The following is a 26,093-nucleotide window of genomic DNA, read 5'->3' as shown; positions in this document are numbered from 1 at the left end:
CCCTGAAAATCATCATTGGCGCTCTGCCCGCCCTCGGGCTAGGAAAGTATATGTCCGGTATCCTGCATCGCCTGCATCTGTCCTATTCCCAGAAGCTGTTCCTTCTGGCAACGCTGCCGCTGGTGCTGGCAGCCGTGGCGATTTCCGTGCTGGTCGCGGTCCAGTCCCGTGCCCTGGCCGAACGCGAGATCCGCAGCCTTGAAAAGCAGCTGATCGACGCCAAGAAAGAAGAGTTGCGCAACTATGTGACGCAGGCCCGCAACGGCTTTTACTTCATCTATGGCTCGGCCGCGCCCGACGATCAGGCGTCCAAGGATCAGGTGATGCAGATCCTGTCGGCGATGATCTACGGCGATGAAGGGTTCTTTTTTGTGTACGACTATGATGGCAACACGCTTGTCTCGCCACGCCAGACGGATCGTATCAACCAGAACTGGAGCGGGCTGACGGACAGTGAAGGCACGCCGATCACCGACGCGCTGATCCGCATCGCGCGGCAGGGTGCGGGCTACCACGAATACCTCTGGCCCAAGCCATCAACAGGGAAAGAGGCGCGGATGATCACCTATGTGACCTCGTTTCCCTCCTGGCAGTGGGCGGTCGGCACCGGTGTCTTCATCGACGACGTGCTCGCCTCTGTTGCCGCCGCCCGCGCCGAGGTGCAGCTGCGGGTGCGCCGCACCTTCCTGTATATCGGCGCGATCACCCTGGCCGCGCTGCTGCTGGTCTTCCTGTCGGGGCTTCTGCTCAACATCCGCGAACGGCGTCTGGCGGATGCCAAGCTCAAGGATCTGACGCAGCGGGTGTTCGACGCGCAGGAAGACGAACGGGGCCGTGTGGCGCGCGAACTGCATGACGGCATCAGCCAGATCCTTGTCGGGGTGAAATATGCTCTGGACATCACCCGCCGCAGGCTCGCCGCAGGTGACGCCCGTGCGCCCGAGGCCCTGGAAAATGGCATCGACAACCTGTCCGGCGCGATTCAGGAAGTCCGCCGTATCAGTCGCGACCTGCGCCCCGGGGTGCTGGACGATCTTGGCCTTGGCCCGGCGCTCAAGGCTCTGTGCGAAGATTTCAGCATCCGCACCGGCATCGAGACCCGGTTCGAAACGGTCGTCTTCCGCAACCGGCTGGATCAGGACGCCAAGATCGCCCTCTACCGCATCGCGCAAGAGGCATTGACCAACGCCGAACGCCACTCGGGGGCCTCGGTGGTGTCGATGGACATCCGCGGCCACACCCGCGGCGCGACGCTGCGCATCGCCGACGACGGCTCGGGACTGGAGGCGGCGCGCGTCAGCAATCCCCGCGGCATCGGGCTGCGCAACATGCAGGAACGCATGGACCAGCTTGGCGGCACCCTGCGCATCCTGTCCTCGCGCTCGGGCACGGTGATCGAGGCGCAGGTGCCGCTGTCGCACCTGCTGCCGCCCGAAGATACCGCCGCGCCGCGTTCGCGGGCCCGCCCCAGCAAAAAGGCCAGCGCATGACCCAGCCCTCCGCCCCGACCCGTGTTGTGGTTGTCGACGACCATCCGATGGTCGCCGAAGGCATCACGGCGATCCTCGAGAGTTACGACGATCTGCGTGTCATCGCGACCCTGTCGGACGGCCAGCAGATGATCGACCAGCTCGACTCCCTTTCACCCGACGTGATCCTGATGGATCTGAACATGCCCGGCATGGGTGGGCTGAGCGCGACCGAGATCATCCTGGAACTTCGGCCGGAAACCCGGATTCTGGTGCTGTCGATGCACGATTCCCCGGAATACATCTCGACCGCACTCAGCCACGGCGCCATGGGCTATGTCCTCAAGGATGTCCCCACCGAAGAGATCCGGCGCGCGATCGACGTCGTCATGTCCGGCCAGCGTTATCTGTGCACCGGCGCCACCGGGGCGCTGAACCCGGCACAGGAAGGACGCGAGGCCCTGACCAACCGGGAACAGACCATCCTGCTGCAACTGGCGCAGGGCCGGTCGAACAAGGAGGTCGCTCTGGCGCTCGACATTTCGGTGCGCACCGTCGAGACGCACCGCAAGAACCTCAAACGCAAGCTCGGCATCAGCAGCACCGCCGGCCTGACCCGCTACGCGCTGGAACATGGCGTTCTGCAAGGGACCGGTGTGAATGGCTAGGCCCGCCCCAGGAGGTCGGCAAGCCTGGGGCAGCGGGCGTCGCAGCCTGACACGCGTGAGACAACAGCCGGGACGCTCTGGCGGATCGCCAGGAGGCGACGATCACTTGGAACGTGGCGCAAAGGCAAAGCCCCGAACCCGAAAATCGCCGCAGCCGGTTAATGAAAATATCAAAAATACCTGCGAAAAGACAACAATCGAAAAGAAAATCGACACCAAAGGCAATTTTTTCCGGAACTACACGGTTGACGCCCCTGCCCCTCCGCCATAATGTCGCGCACGCAATCAAGGGAGTCCCGACCAGTGACAACGCTAGTCGTAATTGTAGGAACCAAGCGCATGGGCCGGTAACGGACACCCAGAAGGTACCCCATGCGCCCCCGAAACCCACGGGGGCTTTTTTGTGCGCGATACATGCTGACCGGAGCCACGACATCCCGCAGCAGTGACCCAGATAGACGTCGTAAACGGAGCAAAGCGATGACACGTCAGATGACCGGAGCGAAAATGGTGGTTCAAGCTCTGAGAGATCAGGGTGTGGACACGGTATTCGGGTATCCCGGTGGCGCCGTGCTGCCCATTTACGACGAGATCTTTCAGCAGAACCACATCCAGCACATTCTTGTGCGCCACGAACAGGCCGCGGTTCACGCCGCAGAAGGCTATGCCCGCTCGACCGGCAAGCCCGGGGTTGTTCTGGTGACCTCGGGCCCGGGGGCGACCAATGCCGTCACCGGCCTGACCGACGCACTGATGGATTCGATCCCGCTGGTGGTGCTCACCGGGCAGGTGCCGACCTTCATGATCGGCTCGGACGCCTTTCAGGAGGCGGACACCGTCGGCATCACCCGCCCCTGCACCAAGCACAACTGGCTGGTCAAGGACACCGCCAAGCTGTCGGCGACCATCCATCAGGCGTTCCACGTCGCGATGGCGGGCCGCCCCGGCCCGGTGCTGGTCGATATCCCCAAGGACGTGCAGTTTGCCTCGGCCGACTATCAGCCAAAGCAGAAGGCACCGACCGGGCACTACCAGCCCCAGGTCAAGGGTGACATGGAGACGATCACCGCCCTGGTCGAAGCAATTGAAAACGCCGCCAGCCCGGTCTTTTACACCGGTGGCGGCGTGATCAACTCGGGCCCCGCGGCGTCACAGCTCCTGCGCGAGCTCGTCGAGGCGACGGGTTTTCCGATCACCTCGACCCTGATGGGGCTGGGCGCTTATCCGGCGTCGGGCAAACACTGGCTGGGGATGCTGGGCATGCACGGCCTTTATGAGGCCAACCTCGCCATGCACGGCTGCGACCTGATGATCAACGTCGGTGCGCGCTTCGACGACCGGATCACCGGGCGGCTGGATGCCTTCAGCCCGAAGTCGCGCAAGGCACACATCGACATCGACCCGTCGTCGATCAACAAGGTGATCCGTGTCGACATGCCGATCATCGGCGATGTCGGCCACGTGCTCGAGGACATCCTCAAGGTCTGGAAGGCCCGCGGCCGCAAGGTGAACCGCGAAGGACTTCAGAAGTGGTGGGCCCGCATCGAAGACTGGCGCAAGGTCGACTGCCTCAAGTTCAAGCCGAACGAGGGCACCATCCGGCCGCAGTATGCGCTGGAACGGCTCGAAGCCCTGACCAAGGGGCGCGACCGTTACATCACCACCGAAGTCGGCCAGCACCAGATGTGGGCGGCGCAGTACCTCGGGTTCGAGGATCCCAACCGCTGGATGACCTCCGGCGGGCTTGGCACCATGGGCTACGGCTTCCCGGCCTCCATCGGGGCCCAGGTCGCGCATCCGGAGTCTCTGGTGATCAATGTGGCCGGCGAAGCATCCTGGCTGATGAACATGCAGGAAATGGGCACGGCGATCCAGTTCAACCTTCCGGTCAAACAATTCATCCTGAACAACGAACGTCTGGGCATGGTGCGTCAGTGGCAGGAACTGCTGCACGGGCAGCGTTACTCGCACAGCTGGTCCGAGGCCCTGCCCGATTTCGTGAAACTCGCCGAAGCTTTTGGCGCAAAAGGCATCCAGTGCAAGGATCCGGCCGATCTCGACGATGCGATTCTGGAGATGCTGAATTACGATGGACCGGTGATCTTCGATTGCCTGGTCGAGAAGCACGAAAACTGCTTCCCGATGATCCCGTCCGGTGAGCCGCACAACAAGATGCTGCTGGGCGAGGCAAAAACCAAGGATGCGATCGGATCCAAGGGCGCGGTGATGGTCTGACCCGCACCCAAAAGTTTTCAGCAAAACTTTTGCCAAGACTTTTTTGAAAAGTCTTGGCACCCGGCTCCAGCCAAAGGAAGAGACAATGTCCGCTCTACACATCAAGAAAGGGTCGACCAAACATTCGGCCTATAACCTGCGCTCCACCTTTTCAGACGTCGAGGAAACGCACACCATTGCCGTTCTGGTGGAAAACGAACCCGGCGTCCTGGCACGGGTCATCGGCCTGTTTTCCGGGCGCGGCTACAACATCGACAGCCTCACGGTGGCCGAGGTCGACCACAAGGGCCATCTGTCGCGCATCACCATCGTCACCACCGGCACGCCTCAGGTGATCGAACAGATCAAGGCACAACTGGGTCGCATCGTCCCGGTTCACGAGGTGCACGACCTCACCGCCGAGGGCAGTTCCGTTGAACGCGAGCTCGCCCTGCTCAAGGTGTCGGGCGTGAATGACAAACGGGTCGAAGCACTGCGGCTGGCGGATATCTTCCGCGCGCAGGTCGTCGACAGTACGCTGGAAAGCTTTGTCTTTCAGATCACCGGCACGCCGGAAAAGGTTGATGCCTTTGCCGACCTCATGCGCCCTCTCGGGTTGAGTGAAATCGCACGGACGGGTGTTGCGGCCCTGGCCCGGGGGCTCTGACCCGCTGCAATTGAAAAGGACCGGCGCCGCCCCAGGCCCGGTCCATTGAACAATTCTCTTGCCTGCCGCGAGCCGAACGCAGGGTCGGCGCAGGCCGACAGGGTCGTTCAGACGGCGACCCGACGCCGTTCGGCGAATGCATCCATCGAAATCACATTTGTCGCCGCCGACTGAGGCATCGCCCTGTGCGATGTCGCCTCGGGACGCAAGCGTTGCGCAATTTCCGGAAAATGCGACTGTCCGACCAGCTGCGGATTGCGGGCGCGGCGCAGATTGCTTTCCTCGTTCATGTCAAACTGGATCAGATCGCCGGCGTCAAGGCTCACCCCCTCGACAGCACTTTGATCAGTCCCGGAATAGAACGCGAGATTTCCGTGATCTTCGCACCAGATCACGGCTTTTTTCTCCGCCGTGTCGGTCCACAATACGACCCCATACATGTTTGTACTGGACATCATCGAAACCCTTCGCGTTGCATTCTCTCCAGTTTCAAGCAAATCGCGGCATGCTGGTATGTTTATTGCCGCGACTCCGGCTTGCATTTTGTGACGGTTATATTATTGAATGAAGCTTATAAGCATCAGGCATGACGCCAAATGGCGTCACATCGGTGTACAATAAGGTGCAGCATGCCACCCAAAGTGGCTCTATGATAGTGAAATACATCTACAAGAAGAAGCCAGCCATGTCTCTTGCCTCCCGAAACGGTGGATCTCCGCCAAATCCGGCCGAATTGCGCAACATGCTTGGTGCTAACCTGCGTCTTCTGACCAAGGACGCCGTTTCGATTTCGTCGCTGTGCCGCGACCTTGGGATAAACCGCACGCAATTCAACCGCTACCTGGCGGGGGAGAGCTTTCCGCGACCCGATGTGTTGCATCGCATCTGTCGTTTCTTTCAGGTTGACGCGCGTATCCTGCTTGAACCTGTCGACGAGATTGACTCGATCCGCCGGGATTTGCTGCACCACCCTGCGGTGGCGGAATTTGTCGGCGGCAGCGCGATATCTCTGTCAGAGGACCTGTTTCCCTCGGGGTTCTACCGCTTTACCCGCCGCAGCTTCATGGACGACGAAAAATTCGTCCAGGGTTTGGTCTATGTCACCCGCGAGGACGGTTTCGCCTTTATCCGGGGGTTCGAGGCCAAAGAGGCCATGCGTGCGCAGGGTCTGCGCACCGATCCGCACACGCGGGAATTCCGCGGATTCCTGCTGCCGCAGGAGGGCGGGATCGCGGCACTGGTCAGCCGTCGCAATTCGCTGACCACATCGTTCAATTACCTCGCCAGAATTCCGTCTTTCCAAAACAACTATTGGGTCGGATATGCCGCACGCACCGTCCGGGAAAGTGTGACCGGGCGCCGTGTCACCCGGCTGGTCTATGAATTTCTGGGCAAGGACCGCGGTACGATCATGAATGCCGCCCGCACCTCCGGCTTTTGCGACGAGAGTCAGCTGGTGCCGTTTCACCGCACCCAGCTGCGCACCGACGAGCCATTCATCTGAACCCGTCGACGCGTCCGGGGCTAAGGGCGCCTTGCCGACACCGGATGCGGCCGCAGGCTGCGGCCACCCGGTTGCTTTGGATCAGTCGCGCTGTGCGTCCGCCCGGGATTTTCCCGAGACATTCAGCGCCAGCGTCGCGGCCATGAAGGGATCGAGGTCGCCGTCCAGCACCCCCTTGGTGTCGGAGGTTTCGTGCTGCGTGCGCAGATCCTTGACCATCTGGTAGGGCTGCAGAACGTACGAGCGGATCTGGTTGCCCCATCCGGCATCCCCCTTGGCCTCGTGCGCGGCGTTGATGTCGGCGTTCCGCCGGTCCAGCTCCATCTGATACAGCCGCGATTTGAGCGCCTTCATGGCAATATCGCGGTTCTGGTGCTGGGACTTTTCGGAACTGGTCACCACAATCCCGGTGGGGTGGTGGGTGATGCGCACAGCCGAGTCGGTGGTGTTCACGTGCTGGCCGCCGGCCCCCGAAGAACGGTAGGTGTCGATGCGGATATCCGACGGGTTCACTTCGATCTCGATGTTGTCGTCGACCACGGGATAGACCCAGACCGAGCTGAAAGAGGTGTGCCGCTTGGCCGCCGAGTCATAGGGTGAAATCCGCACCAGCCGGTGCACCCCCGATTCCGACTTCAGCCAGCCATAGGCGTTCGGGCCGGTGATCTTGTAGGACGCCGATTTGATGCCGACCTCTTCGCCTGCGCTTTCGGACTGCAGTTCAACCTTGTAGCCCTTCTTTTCGGCCCAGCGGACATACATACGCGCCAGCATGTTCGCCCAGTCGCAGCTTTCCGTCCCCCCGGCCCCGGCGTTGATTTCGAGGAAGGTGTCGTTGCCGTCCGCCTCGCCGTCCAGCAGCGCCTCAAGTTCCTTGACCCCGGCCTTCTGCTCGAGCTTCTTCAGGGCGGCCTCGGCCTCGGTGACGACTTCGGCGTCGTCCTCCATCTCGCCAAGCTCGATCAGTTCGAGATTGTCCGCCAGTTCCTGCTTGATCGAGGTGTAGGTCTCCATCGCATCGACCAGCATCTGCCGTTCGCGCATCAGTTTCTGCGCGGCATCGGGGTCATTCCAGAGGTTCGGATCCTCGACCCGGGCATTGAATTCTTCCAGCCGGTACGGCGCGGTTTCCCAGTCCAGCCGCTGGCGCAGCAGGTCGAGCGATTTCTCGATCTTGTCGACTGAGTTCTGAAGGTCTGCGCGCATCGGGGTATCCTGCAAGTTCGTTCAAGGCCTGCCTGATACCAAGCCTGAGGCACAGGGACAAGATCAGCCGCACTCCGCCATGCATCGCCACACGGAGCGCCTGATGGGCTGTCCGGCCCCCGGGGCGCACCGATGGCAATGTCGTGGCGCCACGGGCGGCCAGGGTGTCAGTACAGCCCGCCAGAACTCAGTGTGCCAAAGCTGGCCTTTGGTCCGACAACCCCGGTCCCGCCTGACGAGGTCCGGACCTGGCGGGAAGTGCCATCGGGCTGGATCACATCAAAGTTGCCGCCCATGGCAAAGCCGCCGTCGAACTGGATGCCGAAGATCGGCTCTTCGCCTTCGCGGAAGCATTCCGACACGACATTCGCCCCGCCGGCGCCATCGCTGAGCCGCGCCCCGGTAAACCTGTCGATCTTGATGAACTGACAGGTCGGCGGCACCTTGAATTTGCCCCCGCCGTACTTGGCCACGGCCTTGGTCATGAATTGCTGGAACACCGGCCCGCACATGCCGCCGCCGGATGCCCCGCGCCCCATGTTGCGCGGCTGGTCATAGCCGATGTAGCAGCCCGCAACGATATTGCTGGTGAACCCGACAAACCACACATCCTTGGAATCGTTTGTCGTGCCGGTCTTGCCCGCCGTGGGCACCGGCAGGTTGACCGTCTTCGAGGCGGTGCCGCGCTGCACCACACCTTCGAGCATCGAGGTCAGCTGATAGGCCGTCACCGGGTCCATCACCCGCTCGCGGTTGGTAACGATGCGCGGGCTGCGGTCGCTGGCGATGTTGGGATCGTCGCAGTTGGTGCACTCGCGCTTGTCATGCCGGTACACCGTGTTGCCGTAACGGTCCTGTACCCGGTCGATCAGCGTCGGCTCCACACGTTCACCGCCGTTGGCGAACATCGCATAGGCCGCCACCATCTTGTACACCGTGGTCTCTTCCGAACCCAGAGCATTGGCCAGCACCCGGCTCATGTGGTCGTAGACGCCGAACCGTTCGGCATAACGGGCCACCGTGTCCATTCCGACTTCCTGGGCAAGCCGGATGGTCATCAGGTTGCGAGATTGCTCGATCCCGGTGCGCAGCGGTGTCGGCCCGTAAAAGGTGTTGCTGGCATTCTTGGGCCGCCACACGCCCTGCGGCGTGTCGATCTCGATCGGGGCGTCGACGACGATGGTCGCCGGGCTGTAACCGCTGTCCAGCGCCGAGGCGTAGACAAACGGTTTGAAGCTCGATCCCGGCTGGCGTTTGGCCTGGGTGGCGCGGTTGAACACCGAATGCTGATAGCTGAACCCGCCCTGCATGGCGATCACCCGCCCGGTGTTGACGTCCATCGCCATGAAGCCGCCCTGAACCTGCGGAATCTGCCGCAGCGTCCAGCGGATGAAAGATCCGTCGGCATCCGCGGTCATGCGGCGCACCAGCACCACGTCGCCAACAGCCACCAGATCCCCCGCCACCTGGGCGCGATCGGCCAGCTTGCCGCCGGGCAGACGCTTGCGCGCCCACTGCACATCCTTTGCGGGGATCCAGTGACCATCCTCGTCCTCGGGCACATCCTCGATGCCGATGCGGGCTTCGTTGGCGCCGACTTCCAGCACCACCGCCGGATACCACTTGCTGTCGAGATCGACGTCGCGCGAAATCCGCGTGTTGAGCAGGGCATCCCGCCAGGCCGCCTCGGACTCCAGCTGGCTGGCCGGAATCTTCTTGCCCGATCCGCGCCAGACACCCAGCGACCGGTCATAGTCCTCGAGAGCGGTGCGCAGCGCCTTGGCCGCCTCGACCTGCATCTCGGGATCCAGCGTCGCGCGGACAGAATACCCGTTGGTGAAGAAATCTTCCTCGCCGCGGTCACGGCTCAGCTGGCGGCGGATCTCGTCGGTAAAGTAATCGCGCGGCGGCAGACTGTCCTGGAACGGTTCGAAATCGCCGTTCTGTACCGACCGCAGCGGCTGCGCCACCTCACTTTCATACACCGCATCCGTCAGATAACCGTTTTCGTGCATCTCACGCAGCACGAAGTCGCGGCGCTCCATCAGCCGCTCCTTGCGGCGCACGGGATGAAAATCAGACGGCGCCTTGGGCAGCGAGGCCAGGAACGCCGCCTCGTGCGGCACCAGTTCGACCAGCGATTTGTTGAAGTAGGTCTGCGCCGCGGCAGAGACCCCATAGGAATTCTGCCCGAGGAAAATCTCGTTGAGATACAGCTCGAGGATCTTTTCCTTCGACAGCGTCTCCTCAAGCCGGGAGGCCAGGATGATCTCCTTGATCTTGCGCTCCGCCCGCCGGTCGCCCCCCAGCAGAAAGTTCTTCATCACCTGCTGGGTGATGGTCGAGGCGCCGCGGACATCCCGGCCCCGGGTGCGCACGGCGTCATAGGCCGCGGCGGCGATGCCACGCAGGTCATACCCCGAATGCTGGTAAAAATTCTTGTCCTCGGCGCTGATGAAGGCCTGCTTCACCATTTCGGGAATCTCGTTCGCCGGGGTGAACAGGCGCCGCTCCTGCGCGAATTCATCAATGATGCGCCCCTCGACCGAATAGATCCGGCTGATGGTCGGCGGCGTGTACTGCGCCAGACTTTCGTGGCTGGGAAGGTCACGGCCATACATCCAGAAGACAGCACCGATGGTCAGCGCGATCATCATCGCGCCCATGGTGACCAGGCTGAAGATCGTTCCGAAAAACGACAGGATGAATCGGGTCATGACACGGCCCCCTTAGGCTTTGCGCGCTCAGTATACCCCAAGCGTTGCCGCGTCAAAACACAACGTCGCGTCTGGGCGGCGCGGCGCCGCTCGGGCCGTGCCGGGTCCGTCTGGTCGACGCCGCCGAACCCCCTACTGGCGGCGCAGGCGCGCCAGCGCCGCATCCTCCAGCGCCCAGGCCTGCAGCCCGTCGCGGATGCCCGCCGCCATGCCCGCCCGCCAGGCCGGGTCCTGCAGGTTGGCCAGCTCGCCGGCGGTCGACAGGAACCCCAGTTCGATCAGCGCCGAGGGAATGTCGGCCGCCTTCAGCACCGAGAACCCGGCCTGCCGCAGCGGCCGCTTGTGGACGCGCCCCACCGCATTGCGGATCCCGTCCAGCAAATGTTGCGCCATCGCCTGCGAGCGCGGCGTGTTGTCCAGCCGCGCCAGATCCAGCAGCACGTTCGCCACCCTGTCATCCGCTCCGCTCAGGTCCACCCCCGCCAGCAGGTCATCGCGGTCATGCCGCTCCGCCAGCGCCGCCGAGGCGGCGTCAGAGGCGTCTTCGGCAAGGGTGTAGACCGCAGCGCCCCGGGCGATGCCCTCGTCAATGGAATCCGCATGCAACGACACAAAGACATCGGCACCCGCGGCATGGGCCAGCGCCACACGGCCCTCGAGCGAGATGAAGCTGTCGGTGTCCCGGGTCATGGCCACCTCGAACCCGCCGGCGCGCAGCAGCACCTCGCGCAATTCGCGCGCGAAGGTCAGCATCAGGTCGGCCTCGCTCGCACTCCCGGCCTCGGCGCCGGGATCGATGCCGCCATGTCCGGGGTCGATCATCACCACCACCGGCCCGGCCCCCTGCGGCACGGGCCGCACCGCCGAGGCGGGCGGCAGATCCCAGCGCGGATCCTGCGGCGCCCCGGCCCGGGCGTCGAACGCCGCACGGTCCGCCGCCCCCAGCCGCAGCAACAGCTCTGCCGCGCCGGTCTCGGCATCCACCGTCAGCCCGGCCTGCTGCAACGGCATCGGCAGCGCCAGCACGGCCACCAGCCGGGACCAGCCCGGGCGAAAGCCGCCAATACGCAGCGCCGTGACCTTTTCCGACTGGCGCAGCGCCGCCGGATCGGCGCCCTGCCAGTCGACCTCGCGAAAATCAACCACCAGCCGGTCCGGATCGGTGAGCGTGAAGACACGCCACGGCACACCTTGACTGACTTTCAGATGCACCTCGGCGCCGACACGGCTGTCCCGCACCGATCCCTCCAGAAACTGCGCCAAACCGCCCAGTTCCTGCGCCTGCACCGCGCCGCTGCTCAGACAGCCCAAAAGGCTCAAAACTCTCAGTATCCTGCGCATCCGCCCCTGCCCCGGCTGGTTTTGCCCGACACTACACCCTGCGACAGTCTTTGACACCTGTCCGCTTCTTCTCTTTCCAAATACTCACCCGGCCGCCGGATCAGCCGGTCCAACGCCTTTGATTGCGCCCCGCGCCGCCATGAAGGCCGTCAGCCGCTCCAACCCCTCGATGATGTCTGCGGTGCTGCGGGCATAGGAAAACCGCAGCGTGCCGCCCCCCCGCAGCGGATCGAAATCCAGCCCCGGCGTCACCGCCACCCCGGCCTGGTCCAGGATCTCGGCGGCAAAGGCCCGGCTGTCATCGGTCAGGTGGCTGACGTCGGCATAGACGTAGAAGGCGCCGTCGGGCGGGGCGATACGGTCGAATCCCGCCTTCGGCAGCCCCTCCAGCATCAGGCGGCGGTTCTCGGTGTAAACCGCCATGTTGGCCTGCAGCTCCTCGCCCGCGTCCATGGCGGCAAGGGCGGCGATCTGGGCCGCATGCGGCGCGCAGATGAACATGTTCTGCGCCAGCCGCTCGAACTGGCGCACCTGTGCAGGCGGCACCACCAGCCAGCCGACGCGCCAGCCGGTCATGCTGAAATACTTGGAAAACGAGTTGATCACGCAGACATCGTCGCTGATCTCCAGCGCGCTCACGGCGCGGCGGTCGTATTCGATGCCGTGATAGATCTCGTCCGACAGGAACGCCGCACCACGGTCCTGCGCCGCGCCGACCAGCGCCCCGAGGGCCGCCCTGTCCAGCATCGTTCCGGTCGGGTTGGCGGGTGAGGCGACCATGAGCCCCTGATAATCCAGACCGGCAAGATCGCCCGGCACCGGTTGCAGGCGGTTTTCCGGCGCGGTCTGCACCTCGACCGGGACCAGATCGAGGGCGCGCAGGATCTGACGGTAGGACGGATATCCCGGCGCCCCCAGCGCCACCCGGTCACCGGCATCGAACAGCGCCGTGAAGGCCAGAATGAAGCCGCCCGACGACCCCGGTGTGACCACCACCCGCCCGGGGTCCAGATCGACATTGTACCATTCGCCATAAAGCTGCGCGATGCGGGCACGCAGGGCCGGCAAGCCCAGGGCCACGGTATAGCCAAGCGAGTCGGACTGCATCGCCGCCGACAGCGCCGCGCGGGCCGCCGCCGGGGCCGGCGTGCCGGGCTGGCCCACCTCCATGTGGATGATGCGGCGACCTGCGTCTTCGGCGGCGCGCGCGGCCTCCATCACATCCATCACGATAAAGGGATCGACGGCCCCACGGTTTGAGTTTCGCATCTCGATCTCCCTAAAGTATGGTGCGCCCGGACGGTCCACGCAGGGGCGGTTAGAAAACGAACGGGGCAGAAGGTCAATGTTTCACCTCCGGCTGATGGCAGCGGCTCTGGTTCTGGCGCTGATGGCAGGCACACCGGCGCGGGCTGTGTCGCTGCTGCGCGACGCGGATATCGAGTACGGCCTGTCGCAGCTGGCAGCCCCGATCCTGCGTGCCGCGGGGCTGAGCCCGGCGCAGGTCAAGGTGCTGGTGGTGGATGATTCCTCGCTCAATGCCTTCATCGCCGACACGCAGCATATCTTTGTCAACTCGGGCATGATCCTGAAACTCGGCAATGCGCGGATGTTGCAGGCAGTGATCGCCCATGAAGCGGCGCATATCGCCAACGGCCATATCAGCCGCCGCGCCGGCAACATGCGCACGGCGCGCACGGCCGCCGGACTGGGCATGGCGCTGGCCGCGGCGGCGGCGGTCTCGGGGCGTGGCGATGCTGCGGCCGGTATCGCCTTTGGCGCGCAATCCTCGGCGATGCGCAACTTTCTGGCCCATACCCGTGCCGAAGAATCCAGCGCAGACCAGAGTGCCGTGCGCACGATGCTGCGTGCCGGCGTCAATCCGCAGGGCGCCGTCGAGGTGTTTGACCTGTTCCGTGGTCAGGAGGCGCTGTCGGTCGGGCGCCAGGATCCCTATATGCTGAGCCATCCGCTGACCCGGGACCGGATGCGCGCGATGGAGGGATTTGTCGCCGGATCGGGCGTCGAGCTGCCGCAGGATCCGACAGCGAATTACTGGTTCGCACGGGTGCAGGGCAAGTTGTCGGCGTTTCTGCGCAACCCGAACTGGACCCTGCGCCGCGTCGGCGACAGCCCGTCGCGCGACATCGCCCTGATGCGCGAAGCCGCCGCCTATCACAAGCAAAGCAATCTGACCCGTGCGCTGAAAGCCATCGACGCAGCCATCGCCCTGCGCCCGCGCGATCCGTTCCTGATCGACCTCAAGGCCGAGATCCTGCTGGAATCGCGTCAGGCCGGTGCGGCGGTCCAGAGCTACCGGCAGGCCGCAGCGCTGGCGCCGAACGATGCGCTGATCCTTGGCGGGCTTGGCCGCGCGCTTCTGGCCGCAGGACAGTTCAAGGACGCTCTGGAGGTTCTGGAACGCGCCCGGGGACGTGACTGGCAGGACGGGCGTCTGCTGCGCGATCTGGCGGTGGGCTATGCGCGCACCGGCCAGCCTGGTCTGGCCTCGGTCGCAACCGCCGAACGCTATGCCCTGCAGGGGCGACTGGAAGATGCCGGCATTCACGCCAAACGCGCCATGGACCAGTTGCCGCGCGGCTCTGCCCCGTGGCAACGGGCGCAGGATGTGCTAAGTGCAGCCGAGCAGGCGCAACGGCGCTGATGAGAACACCTACCCGGGAGATTTACGGATGAAGAAGACACTTACCGCCGCCGCCGCCCTGGCCATCGGCCTTGCCGCCCCGGTGTGGGCCTTTGACGTCTCGGCGATGTCCGACGCTGAACGGGAGGCATTCCGGGCGGAAGTCCGGGCGTATCTGCTGGACAACCCGGAAGTGATCTTCGAGGCCGTCGAAGTGGCCGAACAGCGCCAGGCCGCCGAAATCGCCGCTGGGGACGACCAGCTTCTGGCCGCCAATGCCAAGGCGATCTTTGACGACGGGATCTCGTGGGTCGGCGGCAATCCCGACGGCGATATCACCGTGGTCGAATTCATGGACTACCGCTGCGGCTATTGCCGCAAGGCGCATGACGAGGTGGCCGAGCTGATCGAGTCAGACGGCAACATCCGCTTTGTCGTCAAGGAGTTCCCGATCCTGGGCGAAGCATCGACCTTATCGACCCGCTTTGCCCTGGCCGCGCGGCTGGTCGCGGGTGACGACGCCTACAAGTCCGCCTACGACGCGCTCATCACCATGACGTCGGACATGAGCGAGCCGGTGCTGCGGCGACTGGCCGAGACGCTCGGGCTGGATGCCGATGCGGTACTGGCGCGGATGGACGACCCGGCGATCGACCGCCAGATCAACGAAACGCGCGCCTTGGCACAGACACTGAAGATCAACGGCACCCCGACCTTTGTCATGGGCAACGAATTGGTGCGCGGCTACGTGCCGCTCGACTCGATGGTTCAGATCGTTGCGCAGGAGCGTGCCGAAGGCTGACAGGGCTTTCACGGCGGCGGGGCGAGGCCGCCGCATCGGACCACGGTGCGACGCGGACAGGGTATCCCCGGGACTGGTCGGGGCACCGGTGCCGGACATTCGTGCGCCTTGTCGTCGGCTTGAACCGCCCGGACCCCATGACCACCCCTTGCGCGCAGCTGCTGAAGCGCGCGCCGCAGGCGGTTGTGCGGCATGCCCCGCAGGCGGTTGTGCGGCATGCCAATGGGTCGGCTCTGCCGCGGAACCTTCGGCGCTCCTCTTGCGTTCACCGACAGCAGCGCGCTAAGGCGGCGTCAACCGGCGCTGCACTGTCTCGGCGCGCCCCCGCATCATCTCATCAGCGCCCTTCCTCCCAGGAGAGACCATGACCCTCAAGATCGACGTGACGCTGGACTATGCCCTGTTCGGCCCCACCGACTGCCTGGCACAGATCTACGCCGCAGAAACCCCACACCAGAAAATCCTGTCGGGCGTGCTGACCACACAGTCGGGCATGCCCCGCTCGACCCCGGCAGAAGAAGGCATCGGTGAACGGCTTTGGGTGCGCGAAAGCAATCGGATCAACTGGCGCTACACTGCCGAGGTCGACATTGATCGCACCGTCGAAGACATTGCCGGGCTGTCGTCCGACATGCCGCACGACATGCCGCCGGAGGTGGTGAAATACCTGTTCCCGTCGCGCTACTGCCCGTCGGACAAGTTCATGGCCTTTGTGAACACCGAGTTCGGTCGGCTTCAGGGCGGCGCCAAGCTGGTGGCGATGAATGATTTTGTGAAGAACAACTTCTCTTATGTGCCCGGCACCTCGGACGCCGAAACCTCGGCGCTGGAGACTTTTGTCCTGCGTCAGGGGGTATGCCGCGACTTTGCCCACATGCTGATCACGCTGGCGCGGGCGGGCACGATCCCGGCCCGGATTGTCAGCGTCTATGCGCTGGGGGTCGACCCGCAGGATTTCCACGCCGTCGTCGAAGTCTGGCTCCAGGGTGCCTGGCACCTGGTCGACCCGACCGGCATGGCGGAGCCCGAGAACATGGCCGGGATCTGTGTCGGGCGGGACGCGACCGACATTGCCTTTCTCACCACCTACGGGCCTGCCGAACTGCGTGCGCAGAGCGTCAATGTGACCAGGGGCTGACGGGCCATGACGGGAACGCGGGGCTTGTCTGCCCCTCGCGCTCCCTAACGATATTCGGGCCCCGAAGGAGCCGGAAGGGCGATCACTCGGCCGCCTGTGTCGCCGAAGCGGGCTGCGCGTCGAGTTGCGCGGCCTTCTTTTCGACCTCTTCGACGATATGCTCGATCATCTGGTCGTTGGACATCTTGTGGCTTTGCTTGCCGGCCAGATAGACCATTCCGGCGCCGCTGCCGCCGCCGGTAAAGCCGACATCCGTCATCAGCGCCTCGCCGGGGCCGTTGACCACGCAGCCGATGATGCTGAGCGACATCGGGGTCTTGATATGTTCCAGACGCCGTTCCAGCGTCTCGACCGTCTTGATCACGTCAAAGCCCTGGCGCGCGCAGCTGGGGCAGGAGATGATGTTGACGCCGCGGTGGCGCAGGCCGAGGGATTTCAGGATTTCATAGCCGACCTTGACCTCTTCCACCGGATCCGCCGACAGGCTGACGCGGATGGTATCGCCGATGCCCATCCACAGCAGGTTGCCCATGCCGATGGCGGACTTGATCGTACCTGACGTCAGCCCGCCGGCTTCGGTGATGCCAAGGTGGATCGGCGCGTCGGTTGCGTCGGCAAGCTGCTGATAGGCGGCGGCGGCCATGAAGACGTCCGAAGCCTTGCAGCTGATCTTGAATTCGTGAAAGTCGTTGTCCTGCAGGATGCGGATATGTTCGAGGCCGGATTCAACCATCGCGTCCGGGCAGGGTTCGCCGTATTTCTCGAGCAGGTGGCGTTCGAGGCTGCCGGCGTTCACGCCGATCCGCATCGAACAGCCATTGTCGCGCGCGGCCTGGATCACCTCGCGCACGCGCTGCTTGCTGCCGATGTTGCCGGGGTTGATCCGCAGGCAGGCAGCGCCGGCCTCCGCAGCTTCGATCCCGCGCCGGTAATGGAAATGGATGTCGGCCACGATCGGAACCGGGCTTTCGCGCACGATTTCCTTCAGGGCCTTGGCCGAGGCCTCGTCCGGGACCGAAACGCGCACGATATCCGCCCCTGCATCCGCCGACCGTTGAATCTGATCCAGCGTTGCCGTGACATCCGTGGTCAGGGTGTTGGTCATGGTCTGGACGGTGATCGGGGCATCGCCGCCTACGGGCACCGAGCCGACCATGATCTGACGTGACTTCCGGCGGTAGATGTTGCGCCATGGACGGATGTGGTTGAGGCTCATCGAAGGCTCCCTCGCCGACAGAAACGGACCGGGCGACCTGAGCCGCCCCCAATGCCTTAGCTAGCGATGGACAGGCGCAGGTTCAACCATCGACCGTGTTTCGACGCTGACCCGGTCTATTCCGCGGCCGGCGCATCGGGGTTGTTCAGTTCGGCAACGACGCGGGCGAGATCGCCATCGGTTTCGATTGCCGCAACCGAATAGGCGCTGGTGAGGTTGGCCACAGACAGCGGCAGCTTCGAGGTCACCGAGCCCCGGGCTCCGGCCGGACCATAGGTCTGGCCCTTGACCGCAAAGTAGATTGCTCCGGATTCGCCCACGCGCAGCGTCGCCGGGTCTTCGGTCTGCGGCACCGGGTAGGTGTCGCCGGCATTCATGATGCCCTCGAAGATCACGGTGCCGTCCGCCGCGCGCACCCGCACCCAGGCCGGGCGCACCGCGATCATCGTCACGCCGGGAGCGGAGGCTTCGAGCACCTGAGGCGAATTCGGCTGCGCCATCGCTTCGGCAAGCGCGGTCTGAACGGTGTCTCCGGACGGCTCTGCCGGGTCCGCCGGGTCCGCGGTGCCAGTCTGCACCTTGGCGAGGTCCGAGCTTGCCGCACTGGCAAAGGCGCCAACGCTGCGCGGATCCAGGGTCGAGATCGGTGCGTCCCGGGCGACAAGAACCGGCACGTCTAGCGCCTGCGGGCGGTAAAGCCGGTCCATCGCTTCGTTGCTGGGCGGGCTGAAGACCCCGGCCAGCTCGGGCTCTTCGCCGTTGCTCACGGGTTTCACGGCGGTGTCGAGCGGATCCAGGTCCGACAGAACCACCGGCGTCTGTTCCACCGGCGCCATCTGCACGCGCTGCACCTCTTTCAGGACGGACCAGCCGCCAAAACCGATCCCGCCGATCAGAGCCAGCAAGACAAGGGTGGAACCCACCGCGCCCGGCTCGATGCGCGAGAAAAACGAATCGCCTCCTGGCGCGAAGGGCAACGCCGGTTGTGAAAAGGGGTCGCGCGCCGGGCTGCGGGCGACCTGCGCAAACTCATCCCGTTTCTTGATGACCGAGGCTTTTTCCGACATGCCATGGGCGGTCGCAAAGCCGCTTTCGGTACAGAAGGCGGCAAAGGTCTCGTCGGGGTCCATATCCAGATAACGCGCGTAGGACCGCACGTAACCGGCGATGAAGCCGGGAGTGTCAAAGGCGCTGGGGTCGCAATTTTCGATGGCGGCGATGTAACTTGCCTTGATCCGCAGTTCGCGCTGGACGTCCAGCAGGCTCTTGCCCATGGTGGCACGTTCGCCGCGCATGACATCGCCCAGACGCAGTTCAAAGTCGTCAAAGCTGCGAGGCTTCGGCTCTTGTTCCACTGCAATGCGCGAAGATTTGCGCCCGATCATGTCGCCTGCCCCGTATCCAACATCTCTCGCCCCGTGCCTGCCTTCTGCGACGCGTTACGATTCGAGTCGCGTTCTTATTGCGACGAGTGTAGCACATCGCAAGTATATATATACGGCTTAGGGGCTCAGGCGCTGAGTTCGGCGCGATTCAGCGCACAATGCGACCAAAGATCATCCATGGCGCGCACCAGTTTATCCATCTCGGACGGACCGTGCAGGGGCGAGGGCGTAAAGCGCAGACGTTCGGTGCCGCGCGGCACTGTGGGGTAGTTGATCGGCTGGACATAGATGCCGTAGCCCTCCAGCAACATGTCGCTCAGTTGCTTGGTGTGTTTGGGATCGCCGACAATGACCGGCACGATGTGGCTGCCGTGGTCGATCAGCGGCAGGCCCATCGACTTGAGCCGGGTTTTCAGGATTTTCGCCTGTGTCTGGTGTTGCGCCCGCAGGTCGGGGTCGCGCTTGAGATGCGCCACGCTGGCGGCGGCCCCGGCGGCAATGGCCGGCGGCAGCGACGTCGTGAAGATGAATCCCGGCGCATATGAGCGGACCGCGTCACACATCTTGGCGCTCGCGGCGATATACCCGCCCATGACGCCGTAGGCCTTGGCAAGTGTGCCGTTGATGATGTCCAGGCGGTGCATCAGCCGGTCGCGTTCCGCCACCCCTGCCCCACGCGGCCCGTACATGCCCACGGCGTGCACTTCGTCGATGTAGGTCAGTGCTCCGAATTCGTCCGCCAGATCGCAGATCGCCTCGATCGGGCCAAAATCCCCATCCATCGAGTAGATCGATTCAAAGGCGATCAGCTTGGGCGCGTCCGGGTCGTCGGCGGCCAGCAGTTCGCGCAGATGGTCGACATCGTTGTGCCGGAAGATCCGCTTGGCCCCGCCATTGCGGCGCACACCTTCGATCATGCTCGCGTGGTTCAGGGCGTCGGAATAGATGATCAGACCGGGAAAAAGCTTGGGCAGGGTCGACAGCGTCGCATCATTGGCGATGTAGGCACTGGTGAACAGCAGCGCCGCCTCTTTGCCGTGCAGATCGGCGATCTCGGCCTCGAGCCGCTTGTGGTAGACCGTGGTGCCGCTGATGTTGCGGGTGCCGCCGGACCCGGCACCGGTTGCCTCGATCGCCTCGTGCATCGCGGCCAGCACCGCCGGATGCTGCCCCATGCCCAGATAGTCGTTGCCGCACCAGACGGTGATCGGCGCCTCGGTGCCGTCGCTCTTGCGCCAGGTGGCGTGTGGGAAGTGGCCCTGCCGACGCTCGATGTCGATGAACGTGCGGTAGCGTCCTTCCTGATGGAGACGGTCCAGCGCACTGTCAAGTTTCGCGGTGTAGTCCATCCGAAGCTCCCTTGTCCTGGACCCTGTCGGCGCCGCCGCATCAAAGGTCCCGACCTTATTCATGTTCTTGAATGGATATATGCTCCATTCGTCCCTGACAACCGTTCTACGGGATGACCCGGTGTCGCAGCCTTGATCTGCGTCAACCCGCCGGTCGCGTCGAACAGAGGTACAGAATTTTGGCACGCCCCGCCACAATACCAAAGTTTGTACTGTACCGGGCGGTTTCCGTGTTCACACTTGCCTGACTGCGCCCGTGATCCCCCATCGCTCTCCGCGCTCTGGACACCACCGAACGGCCTGTTACCGTCGGCGCAAACCGCCATCTGAAGGAACCGGCCCATGTCCCTCGACGCTGTTCTGTCGCGTATCGACGCTGATCTGCCCGCTGCCACCGACCGCTTGATCGACCTGCTGCGAATCCCGTCTATTTCGACCGATCCGGCTTACAAGGCAGCCTGTGACCAGGCTGCGGACTGGCTGGTCGCAGACCTGCAATCTCTTGGCATCCAGGCTTCGAAACGTCCGACCCCCGGCCATCCCATGGTGGTCGGCCACATCGACGGTCCCGGACCTCATGTGTTGTTCTACGGCCATTACGACGTGCAGCCGGTGGACCCTCTGGAGCTATGGGACCGCGACCCGTTCGACCCCCGGCTCGAAGACACCGCAAAGGGCCGGGTCATTCGCGGCCGGGGGGCGTCGGATGACAAGGGGCAGCTGATGACCTTTGTCGAAGCCTGCCGTGCCTGGAAGGCCGTCAACGGCACCCTGCCCTGCCGGATCACCTTTTTCTTTGAGGGCGAGGAAGAATCCGGCTCGCCGTCGCTGGTGCCCTTCATGGAGCAGAACGCCGCCGAACTGACATCCGACATCGCCCTGATCTGCGACACCGGACTGTTTCAGAGCCAGAGCCCGGCCATTGTCACCATGCTGCGCGGCCTTCTGGGCGAAGAGATCACGATCACCGGCCCCGGCAAGGACCTGCATTCCGGCATGTACGGCGGAGTGGCGATGAACCCGATCCGGGTGCTGTCGCGGATCATCGCCGGTCTGCACGACGACAACGGCCGCATCACCGTTCCGGGATTCTATGACGGTGTGCCCGAGCTGTCGGCAGAACTGTCCGAACAATGGCGTGGCCTTGGCTTTGACCACGCCGGATTTCTGGGCGATGTCGGCCTGTCGGTACCCGCCGGCGAACAGGACCGCACCCCTCTGGAAATGATCTGGTCGCGCCCCACCTGCGAGGTCAACGGCATCAAGGGCGGCTACACCGGCGAAGGCTTCAAGACCGTTCTGCCGTCAAAGGCCAGCGCCAAGATCAGTTTCCGGCTTGTCGGTCAGCAGGATCCCCACAAGATCCGCGAAAGTTTTCGCGCCTGGGTCGCGGCCCAGCTGCCTGCGGATTGCAGCGTATCGTTCCACGGGCACGGCGCCTCGGCGGCATCGACCATGGCCACGGACCATCCGGCGTTCGAGGCGGCGCGCAAGGCACTGTCGGACGAATGGCCCGCAAGTGCGGCCTATGTCGGCTGCGGCGGCTCCATCCCGATTGCCGGGCACTTCAAACAGATCCTGGGCACCGACGCGATGCTGATCGGGTTCGGCAAGGACGACGACCAGATCCACAGCCCGAATGAAAAGTACGACCTGGAAAGCTTTCACAAGGGCATCCGTTCCTGGGCCCGGGTGCTTGACGCCATAAGCTGAGGCTGCACCGGCGCCGACCTGATGCAATTTGCAGTCCGAAGTTGCGGAAATGTTTAACCGTTCGGACATTAGCAAGGCGTGCGGAGCGTCCGATTTCACAACCTTGACGTGCATTTCCGCAGGTCTTCCGGAAATGTGCCTTAAATGCCTGTAAAGTTTAACAGCATAGTCCGAATTGTGACCTACCCCTTTCACAACCGCGCCACATTCTGGTTAGAGAAGTTAAGGCATGAGATATGCATTGAAAAAACAAACCAAGTCGGACTTCACAGCGCGCTTGCAGCGTGTGGACCAGGGTCTTGGAAGCCGCAGGCCGGCTGTAGATACAACACAGCGGCGCCCGGTGTTCTGGACGCTTGCAGGATTTGGATGGTGCTACCTGGTGATCGCCGTCGCCAACCGCAAGGAACATATCCGCGAAAGCCTCTTGCAGGGGTCCCTGCCCGCCAACACGCATGACACGATCTTTGCGGTCCTCGCGGCGTTGCTGGCAATTTCCGGGGTCATGCTGGGGCTTCACGTTCTGCGCTTTCTCACGAAACGCGGCGCCTCCAAGGGCAACAGCGGCAATCTGCTGTTCGGCGCACTTGCTGCCGCGGCATTGGTCTACACGCCAGCCAGCGTTTTCGAGGCGGGTTATGGCCTGCTCGACGAAAACTCGCGGTCACTTCTGCAAGCCGCGCACACCACGGTAAAAGACAGTGTTCCGGGCATCGACTGGGCCGGCGCAGTGATGGTGGCATCCAACGGCCGCTGAGGCACTGTGTTGCCGAACTGGCGTGTCCCTGCAGGAAGATCCCTGACACACACGCCGCGCCCACGGGCCTGACACCCGGTCCTGAGGATGCAAGTCCCGATGCGGCGGTCACTTGCGGGGCAATGCGTCCCACAGCCCTACGACGCGCCTCAGACCATGCCCACGAAACGCTCGGGCAGAACGAACTGCACATCATAATCCGGACGGTCGAACTGCCAGAACCCCGTGGCACCCCGGGGTTGCCAGCTGCGTTGCATCCGTCGGCGGACCGGACCTAGGTCGAATCCCTCCTGAACCTTGAGATCGGCAAAGGCATCGAACACGGCGCGGTCTTCGCCTCTGGCACTGGCGAACCAATGGCGCCCGATGGCGGCATCCCTGACCCCGACGCCCACCGCTTCTGTCACCGCGTTGCGCCGGTCCATCGCCGCAACATAGCTGTCGAAGTCACAGAACTTGAGGTGCAACAGATACAGCCCGTCGGGCACGATCAGTTTGTCGAACTGCGTGAAGTGCCCCCCCCGGGCGATCTTGGTCCCCAGACTGAGGATGCAGGGCTTGGAGTAATGCGGCGCGGGGCGGACGTGACGGCGCGGGCCGAGAATGGCATCGCCGATGGCGTCGGGCTCAAGCTCGATCCGGTGTATCACCTCCAGCCCGACCGGCGTCAGCACCCGACGCGAGGGAGTCGTTGCAAGAAACTCCAGCAACGTAAGCCCGGCCTGCGGGTCCACGACGACCAGTTCGTCGACATCGCCGACAATCACATGGTTGTAGTAACCGCGCAAACCGGCGACGACGCCGTTCAGCAGCCGCCAGCGTTTCATGTCGAACTTGGCATGGGCATCGCCGGGAATGCCGATGACATTGCACCCCGCCGCCAGTGCCGTGACCGCGTCGCCGTGGCCGTGGTTGATGACATAGCAGTTCTCGCGTCCCAACAGGGTGCCGTAGTGGCGCAACCAGGCACGCAGGAAAAACGCGTCGTCCCGGACCATGGTCACGGCGGCTGCCACTGTCTGCATCTTCTCGGGCCTCATGTTTTCGCGCAGTCTAGCGCGCGGTTCGTGACAAGAGAATCGCAATCTGCCCGCCGCCGCGCTAGGTTGGAAGGAATGCGACCCCGAAATGCGACTGCGACAAGGCACATGATGTGATTTCGCAAGAGTTTCCAAACCTTGGCTGGCAGTTCCTGTCCGGTGACGTGGCGCCCACCCGGGTGCAGGTGTTCGGTGAACGCTCGTCCGGCACGAACTTTGTCAAACGGCTGATCGGGCGCAACACCGGCCTCGTTCCGATCGAGGATCTTGGCTGGAAGCACGGCTTTCCGCAGATGACGGCGATTCCGCAGGACGTTCTGGTGGTCACGGTGGTGCGGGACGCGCGGGACTGGACCCTGTCGATGTTTGCGAAACCCTGGCACGCGACACCGGAAATGCAGCGCATGGAGTTTTCCGCCTTTATCCGGACCGGCTGGGCGACGATCGCGGACCGGCCGCGGTATTTCCCGCAGAGCGCGGCGCATGGCAGCATCGGCCAACCGCTGCAATTTGACCGGCACCCGATCACCGGCGCTGTCTTTGACAACCTGTTTGCCCTGCGGCGGGCCAAGCTGCACGGTCATCTCAGCCTGCTGTCACGCACGCGCCCGGCGGCGTTGGTGCGCCTCGAAGCGGCGCAGGCTGACCCGCAGGGCTTTTTATCGGCTCTTTGCGGCGCGCTGGGGCTGCCACCGGCCGAAACCTATCGTCCCGTGGTGAAACGACTGGGGGCGAAATTCCGCCCCTCGGTCGACCGGCGCCCGACTGTTCCGGCACGGCTTTCGGTGGCCGATCTGGCGTTTTTGCGCACCGAAACCGATGTACGTCAGGAGGCACAGCTGGGGTATGTCTATTGACCCTCACGCAGGCCCGGTGATTGATGGCCCGACCCTTGCACCACTGAAAGACCATGCCCGCAAAAGGATGACACGCCAGCCCCCCGAACCCGGAGAGACGTCTTGACCCTGCGCGCCCTGCTCACCGCCCTGACGCTTGCCCTGTCCGCCCTGCCCGCCGGGGCGCAGGACCGGAGCGCGGCTGAACGGCAATTTCGCGGCTGGCTCGAACAGGTGATCTGGCCGCGCGCCCAGGCCAGCCGCGTCAGCCGCAGTACTTTCGATGCGGCCTTTGCCGGCGTCGCCCTGAACTGGGATCTTCCCGACCTGGTGGTGCCGGGGGCACAGGCGCAGACGCCCAGACGCCAGCGCCAGGCAGAATTCGGCGCGCCGGGAAAGTACTTCAATCGCGGGTCGGTCGATGGCGCGACCTCGGTTGGCCGCCAGATGGCGCAGCGCCACGCCAAAACCCTTGCAGCGGTCGAGCGGTCCACCGGGGTGCCCGGGCGCATCATTCTCGCCATCTGGGGCCGCGAAAGCGGCTATGGCCGGGTCGCGATCCCGCACAACGTCTTTGAAGTTCTCGGCACCAAGGGCTTCATGAGCACCCGCGCGGCGTATTTCAGCGACGAACTGATCGCCGCGCTGCGGATTGCCGAGGCCGGGCACGCACCTCAGCGTGCGATGAAAAGCAGCTGGGCCGGAGCTTTGGGGCAGCCGCAGTTCATGCCCTCGAATTTCCTGAAGTACGCGGCCGACGGGGACGGCGACGGACGCGCGGACATCTGGCGCTCTGAGGCCGATACCATCGCCTCGATCGGGAATTACCTGGCAAAACACGGCTGGGTCGCGGGGCGCGACTGGGGCTTCGAGGTTACCCTGCCCGACACGGTGTCCTGTGCGCTTGAAGGGCCGGACCAGGGCCGCCCGATCCGTGACTGGGAACGGCTTGGCATCCGGCGGGTCACCGGACGGCCCTTTCCCGAACACGAACGCAACAGTCAGGGTTTTCTGATGCTGCCCGCCGGGCGCAATGGTCCGGCGTTCATCGTCACCCCGAATTTCTATGTATTGAAAGACTACAATACCAGTGATCTGTACGCGCTGTTCGTCGGCCACGTCGGTGACCGCATCCAGTACGGTGTCGGAGATTTTTCTGCCCGCTGGGGTGCTGTGGGCGGGCTTTTCCGGTCCGACATTGCCGGAATGCAGCGCGCGCTCGAAGCCATGGGGCATGATGTCGGCGGCGCTGACGGCCTGCCCGGTTTCCGCACCCGCCGCTCGATCGGTCGCTGGCAGGAGGCGACGGGACAAAAGGCCACCTGTTTCCCCGAGAAGCGCATGAAAACCGCGCTGCGCCCATAACTCCGCCCCGTCCTCCGGGGCAACGCAACCTGCAGATATTCCTGCAGGGCGACATCACGCGT

21 protein-coding genes are annotated in these 26,093 nt (G+C 64.0%); 12 read left to right on the top strand and 9 right to left on the bottom strand.

Annotated elements, in window-relative coordinates; all coding sequences use genetic code 11:
- Window positions 1-50 precede the first annotated feature (50 nt).
- The 4 genes from FOY53_RS14100 to ilvN all read left to right on the top strand — a co-directional run bounded on the left by FOY53_RS14100 (window position 51) and on the right by ilvN (window position 5,018).
- Window positions 51-1,490 carry a cache domain-containing protein gene (locus tag FOY53_RS14100; RefSeq protein ID WP_146589906.1) on the top strand — a complete coding sequence of 480 codons (1,440 nt, stop codon included), beginning with the start codon at window positions 51-53 and terminating at the stop codon, window positions 1,488-1,490.
- Entirely contained in the window at window positions 1,487-2,137 is a 651-nt protein-coding gene (locus tag FOY53_RS14095; protein WP_146589904.1) for a response regulator transcription factor, read from the top strand. Before FOY53_RS14100 ends, FOY53_RS14095 begins: the two co-directional genes overlap by 4 nt.
- A 480-nt stretch (window positions 2,138-2,617) precedes the next feature.
- Window positions 2,618-4,372, top strand: coding sequence for an acetolactate synthase 3 large subunit (locus FOY53_RS14090; protein ID WP_146589902.1), 1,755 nt, complete (start codon window positions 2,618-2,620; stop codon window positions 4,370-4,372).
- Window positions 4,373-4,457: 85 nt separating this feature from the next.
- Complete coding sequence (gene ilvN, locus FOY53_RS14085; protein WP_146589900.1) at window positions 4,458-5,018, top strand: acetolactate synthase small subunit; 561 nt, start codon at window positions 4,458-4,460, stop codon at window positions 5,016-5,018.
- A 107-nt stretch (window positions 5,019-5,125) separates the two neighbouring features.
- Here the strand turns inward: ilvN and FOY53_RS14080 are convergent, their stop codons facing one another.
- On the bottom strand, window positions 5,126-5,473 hold the full coding sequence (locus tag FOY53_RS14080; RefSeq protein ID WP_146589898.1) for a hypothetical protein: 348 nt from the start codon (window positions 5,471-5,473) through the stop codon (window positions 5,126-5,128).
- Between the two features lie 287 nt (window positions 5,474-5,760).
- Between FOY53_RS14080 and FOY53_RS14075 the strand changes: the two genes are divergently transcribed.
- Window positions 5,761-6,522 (top strand): helix-turn-helix domain-containing protein, encoded by a 762-nt coding sequence (locus FOY53_RS14075; protein WP_146589896.1) that lies wholly within the window; start codon window positions 5,761-5,763, stop codon window positions 6,520-6,522.
- Window positions 6,523-6,603: 81 nt separating this feature from the next.
- Here FOY53_RS14075 and prfB read toward each other — a convergent pair whose 3' ends face one another.
- The 4 genes from prfB to FOY53_RS14055 all read right to left on the bottom strand — a co-directional run bounded on the left by prfB (window position 6,604) and on the right by FOY53_RS14055 (window position 13,055).
- Window positions 6,604-7,728 (bottom strand): peptide chain release factor 2, encoded by a 1,125-nt coding sequence (prfB, locus tag FOY53_RS14070; protein WP_146589894.1) that lies wholly within the window; start codon window positions 7,726-7,728, stop codon window positions 6,604-6,606.
- A gap of 167 nt (window positions 7,729-7,895) precedes the next feature.
- The gene (locus FOY53_RS14065; RefSeq protein ID WP_146589892.1) at window positions 7,896-10,445 is read right to left on the bottom strand and encodes a penicillin-binding protein 1A; all 2,550 of its coding nucleotides are present in this window, start codon (window positions 10,443-10,445) and stop codon (window positions 7,896-7,898) included.
- A gap of 132 nt (window positions 10,446-10,577) precedes the next feature.
- Window positions 10,578-11,786: an N-acetylmuramoyl-L-alanine amidase gene (locus tag FOY53_RS14060; RefSeq protein WP_146589975.1), complete on the bottom strand. Its 1,209-nt coding sequence runs from the start codon at window positions 11,784-11,786 to the stop codon at window positions 10,578-10,580.
- 84 nt (window positions 11,787-11,870) lie between these two features.
- The gene (locus tag FOY53_RS14055; protein WP_146589890.1) at window positions 11,871-13,055 is read right to left on the bottom strand and encodes a pyridoxal phosphate-dependent aminotransferase; all 1,185 of its coding nucleotides are present in this window, start codon (window positions 13,053-13,055) and stop codon (window positions 11,871-11,873) included.
- A 76-nt stretch (window positions 13,056-13,131) separates the two neighbouring features.
- On the opposite strand from FOY53_RS14055, the gene FOY53_RS14050 reads away from it, so the two are divergent.
- The 3 genes from FOY53_RS14050 to FOY53_RS14040 all read left to right on the top strand — a co-directional run bounded on the left by FOY53_RS14050 (window position 13,132) and on the right by FOY53_RS14040 (window position 16,370).
- Window positions 13,132-14,451, top strand: a complete 1,320-nt coding sequence (locus FOY53_RS14050) for a M48 family metalloprotease (protein WP_146589888.1) — start codon at window positions 13,132-13,134, stop codon at window positions 14,449-14,451.
- A 28-nt stretch (window positions 14,452-14,479) separates the two neighbouring features.
- Window positions 14,480-15,232, top strand: coding sequence for a DsbA family protein (locus FOY53_RS14045; RefSeq protein ID WP_146589886.1), 753 nt, complete (start codon window positions 14,480-14,482; stop codon window positions 15,230-15,232).
- A 364-nt stretch (window positions 15,233-15,596) separates the two neighbouring features.
- Window positions 15,597-16,370, top strand: a complete 774-nt coding sequence (locus tag FOY53_RS14040) for a transglutaminase-like domain-containing protein (protein ID WP_146589884.1) — start codon at window positions 15,597-15,599, stop codon at window positions 16,368-16,370.
- Window positions 16,371-16,452: 82 nt separating this feature from the next.
- Here the strand turns inward: FOY53_RS14040 and ispG are convergent, their stop codons facing one another.
- From ispG to hemA, 3 genes are all read right to left on the bottom strand, one after another.
- On the bottom strand, window positions 16,453-17,586 hold the full coding sequence (gene ispG / locus FOY53_RS14035; RefSeq protein WP_146589882.1) for a flavodoxin-dependent (E)-4-hydroxy-3-methylbut-2-enyl-diphosphate synthase: 1,134 nt from the start codon (window positions 17,584-17,586) through the stop codon (window positions 16,453-16,455).
- 116 nt (window positions 17,587-17,702) lie between these two features.
- A complete protein-coding gene (locus tag FOY53_RS14030; RefSeq protein WP_146589880.1) occupies window positions 17,703-18,971 on the bottom strand; it encodes a helix-turn-helix domain-containing protein in 1,269 nt (422 codons plus the stop codon).
- 125 nt (window positions 18,972-19,096) lie between these two features.
- Window positions 19,097-20,320, bottom strand: coding sequence for a 5-aminolevulinate synthase (gene hemA / locus FOY53_RS14025; RefSeq protein WP_146589878.1), 1,224 nt, complete (start codon window positions 20,318-20,320; stop codon window positions 19,097-19,099).
- Between the two features lie 342 nt (window positions 20,321-20,662).
- Here hemA and FOY53_RS14020 point away from each other — a divergent pair, with 342 nt between their 5' ends.
- Complete coding sequence (locus FOY53_RS14020; protein ID WP_146589875.1) at window positions 20,663-22,033, top strand: M20/M25/M40 family metallo-hydrolase; 1,371 nt, start codon at window positions 20,663-20,665, stop codon at window positions 22,031-22,033.
- Between the two features lie 343 nt (window positions 22,034-22,376).
- Entirely contained in the window at window positions 22,377-22,790 is a 414-nt protein-coding gene (locus FOY53_RS14015; protein ID WP_186766613.1) for a hypothetical protein, read from the top strand.
- 149 nt (window positions 22,791-22,939) lie between these two features.
- Here FOY53_RS14015 and FOY53_RS14010 read toward each other — a convergent pair whose 3' ends face one another.
- Window positions 22,940-23,815 carry a glycosyltransferase family protein gene (locus FOY53_RS14010; RefSeq protein ID WP_146589873.1) on the bottom strand — a complete coding sequence of 292 codons (876 nt, stop codon included), beginning with the start codon at window positions 23,813-23,815 and terminating at the stop codon, window positions 22,940-22,942.
- 128 nt (window positions 23,816-23,943) lie between these two features.
- Here FOY53_RS14010 and FOY53_RS14005 point away from each other — a divergent pair, with 128 nt between their 5' ends.
- Window positions 23,944-24,687 (top strand): hypothetical protein, encoded by a 744-nt coding sequence (locus tag FOY53_RS14005; protein WP_246107404.1) that lies wholly within the window; start codon window positions 23,944-23,946, stop codon window positions 24,685-24,687.
- A gap of 102 nt (window positions 24,688-24,789) precedes the next feature.
- On the top strand, window positions 24,790-26,031 hold the full coding sequence (locus FOY53_RS14000; RefSeq protein WP_439332543.1) for a lytic murein transglycosylase: 1,242 nt from the start codon (window positions 24,790-24,792) through the stop codon (window positions 26,029-26,031).
- The last annotated feature ends 62 nt before the right edge of the window (window positions 26,032-26,093 follow it).

The organism is Puniceibacterium confluentis, assembly GCF_007923445.1.
Lineage (GTDB): Bacteria > Pseudomonadota > Alphaproteobacteria > Rhodobacterales > Rhodobacteraceae > Puniceibacterium > Puniceibacterium confluentis.
Note: the sequence above shows the minus strand (reverse complement) of the source record. Positions and strands in the feature narration are given on the sequence as shown.

What these genes read in the sequence shown, in the direction of transcription:
- FOY53_RS14045 (WP_146589886.1), top strand. Translation starts at nt 14,480, where the DNA reads ATGAAGAAGACACTTACCGCCGCCGCCGCCCTGGCCATCGGCCTTGCC.
- ispG (WP_146589882.1), bottom strand. Translation starts at nt 17,586, where the DNA reads ATGAGCCTCAACCACATCCGTCCATGGCGCAACATCTACCGCCGGAAG.
- FOY53_RS14055 (WP_146589890.1), bottom strand. Translation starts at nt 13,055, where the DNA reads ATGCGAAACTCAAACCGTGGGGCCGTCGATCCCTTTATCGTGATGGAT.
- FOY53_RS14020 (WP_146589875.1), top strand. Translation starts at nt 20,663, where the DNA reads ATGTCCCTCGACGCTGTTCTGTCGCGTATCGACGCTGATCTGCCCGCT.
- FOY53_RS14060 (WP_146589975.1), bottom strand. Translation starts at nt 11,786, where the DNA reads ATGCGCAGGATACTGAGAGTTTTGAGCCTTTTGGGCTGTCTGAGCAGC.
- FOY53_RS14095 (WP_146589904.1), top strand. Translation starts at nt 1,487, where the DNA reads ATGACCCAGCCCTCCGCCCCGACCCGTGTTGTGGTTGTCGACGACCAT.
- hemA (WP_146589878.1), bottom strand. Translation starts at nt 20,320, where the DNA reads ATGGACTACACCGCGAAACTTGACAGTGCGCTGGACCGTCTCCATCAG.
- prfB (WP_146589894.1), bottom strand. Translation starts at nt 7,728, where the DNA reads ATGCGCGCAGACCTTCAGAACTCAGTCGACAAGATCGAGAAATCGCTC.
- FOY53_RS14080 (WP_146589898.1), bottom strand. Translation starts at nt 5,473, where the DNA reads ATGTCCAGTACAAACATGTATGGGGTCGTATTGTGGACCGACACGGCG.
- FOY53_RS14075 (WP_146589896.1), top strand. Translation starts at nt 5,761, where the DNA reads ATGCTTGGTGCTAACCTGCGTCTTCTGACCAAGGACGCCGTTTCGATT.
- FOY53_RS14030 (WP_146589880.1), bottom strand. Translation starts at nt 18,971, where the DNA reads ATGATCGGGCGCAAATCTTCGCGCATTGCAGTGGAACAAGAGCCGAAG.
- ilvN (WP_146589900.1), top strand. Translation starts at nt 4,458, where the DNA reads ATGTCCGCTCTACACATCAAGAAAGGGTCGACCAAACATTCGGCCTAT.
- FOY53_RS14065 (WP_146589892.1), bottom strand. Translation starts at nt 10,445, where the DNA reads ATGACCCGATTCATCCTGTCGTTTTTCGGAACGATCTTCAGCCTGGTC.
- FOY53_RS14050 (WP_146589888.1), top strand. Translation starts at nt 13,132, where the DNA reads ATGTTTCACCTCCGGCTGATGGCAGCGGCTCTGGTTCTGGCGCTGATG.
- FOY53_RS14090 (WP_146589902.1), top strand. Translation starts at nt 2,618, where the DNA reads ATGACACGTCAGATGACCGGAGCGAAAATGGTGGTTCAAGCTCTGAGA.
- FOY53_RS14100 (WP_146589906.1), top strand. Translation starts at nt 51, where the DNA reads ATGTCCGGTATCCTGCATCGCCTGCATCTGTCCTATTCCCAGAAGCTG.
- FOY53_RS14010 (WP_146589873.1), bottom strand. Translation starts at nt 23,815, where the DNA reads ATGCAGACAGTGGCAGCCGCCGTGACCATGGTCCGGGACGACGCGTTT.
- FOY53_RS14040 (WP_146589884.1), top strand. Translation starts at nt 15,597, where the DNA reads ATGACCCTCAAGATCGACGTGACGCTGGACTATGCCCTGTTCGGCCCC.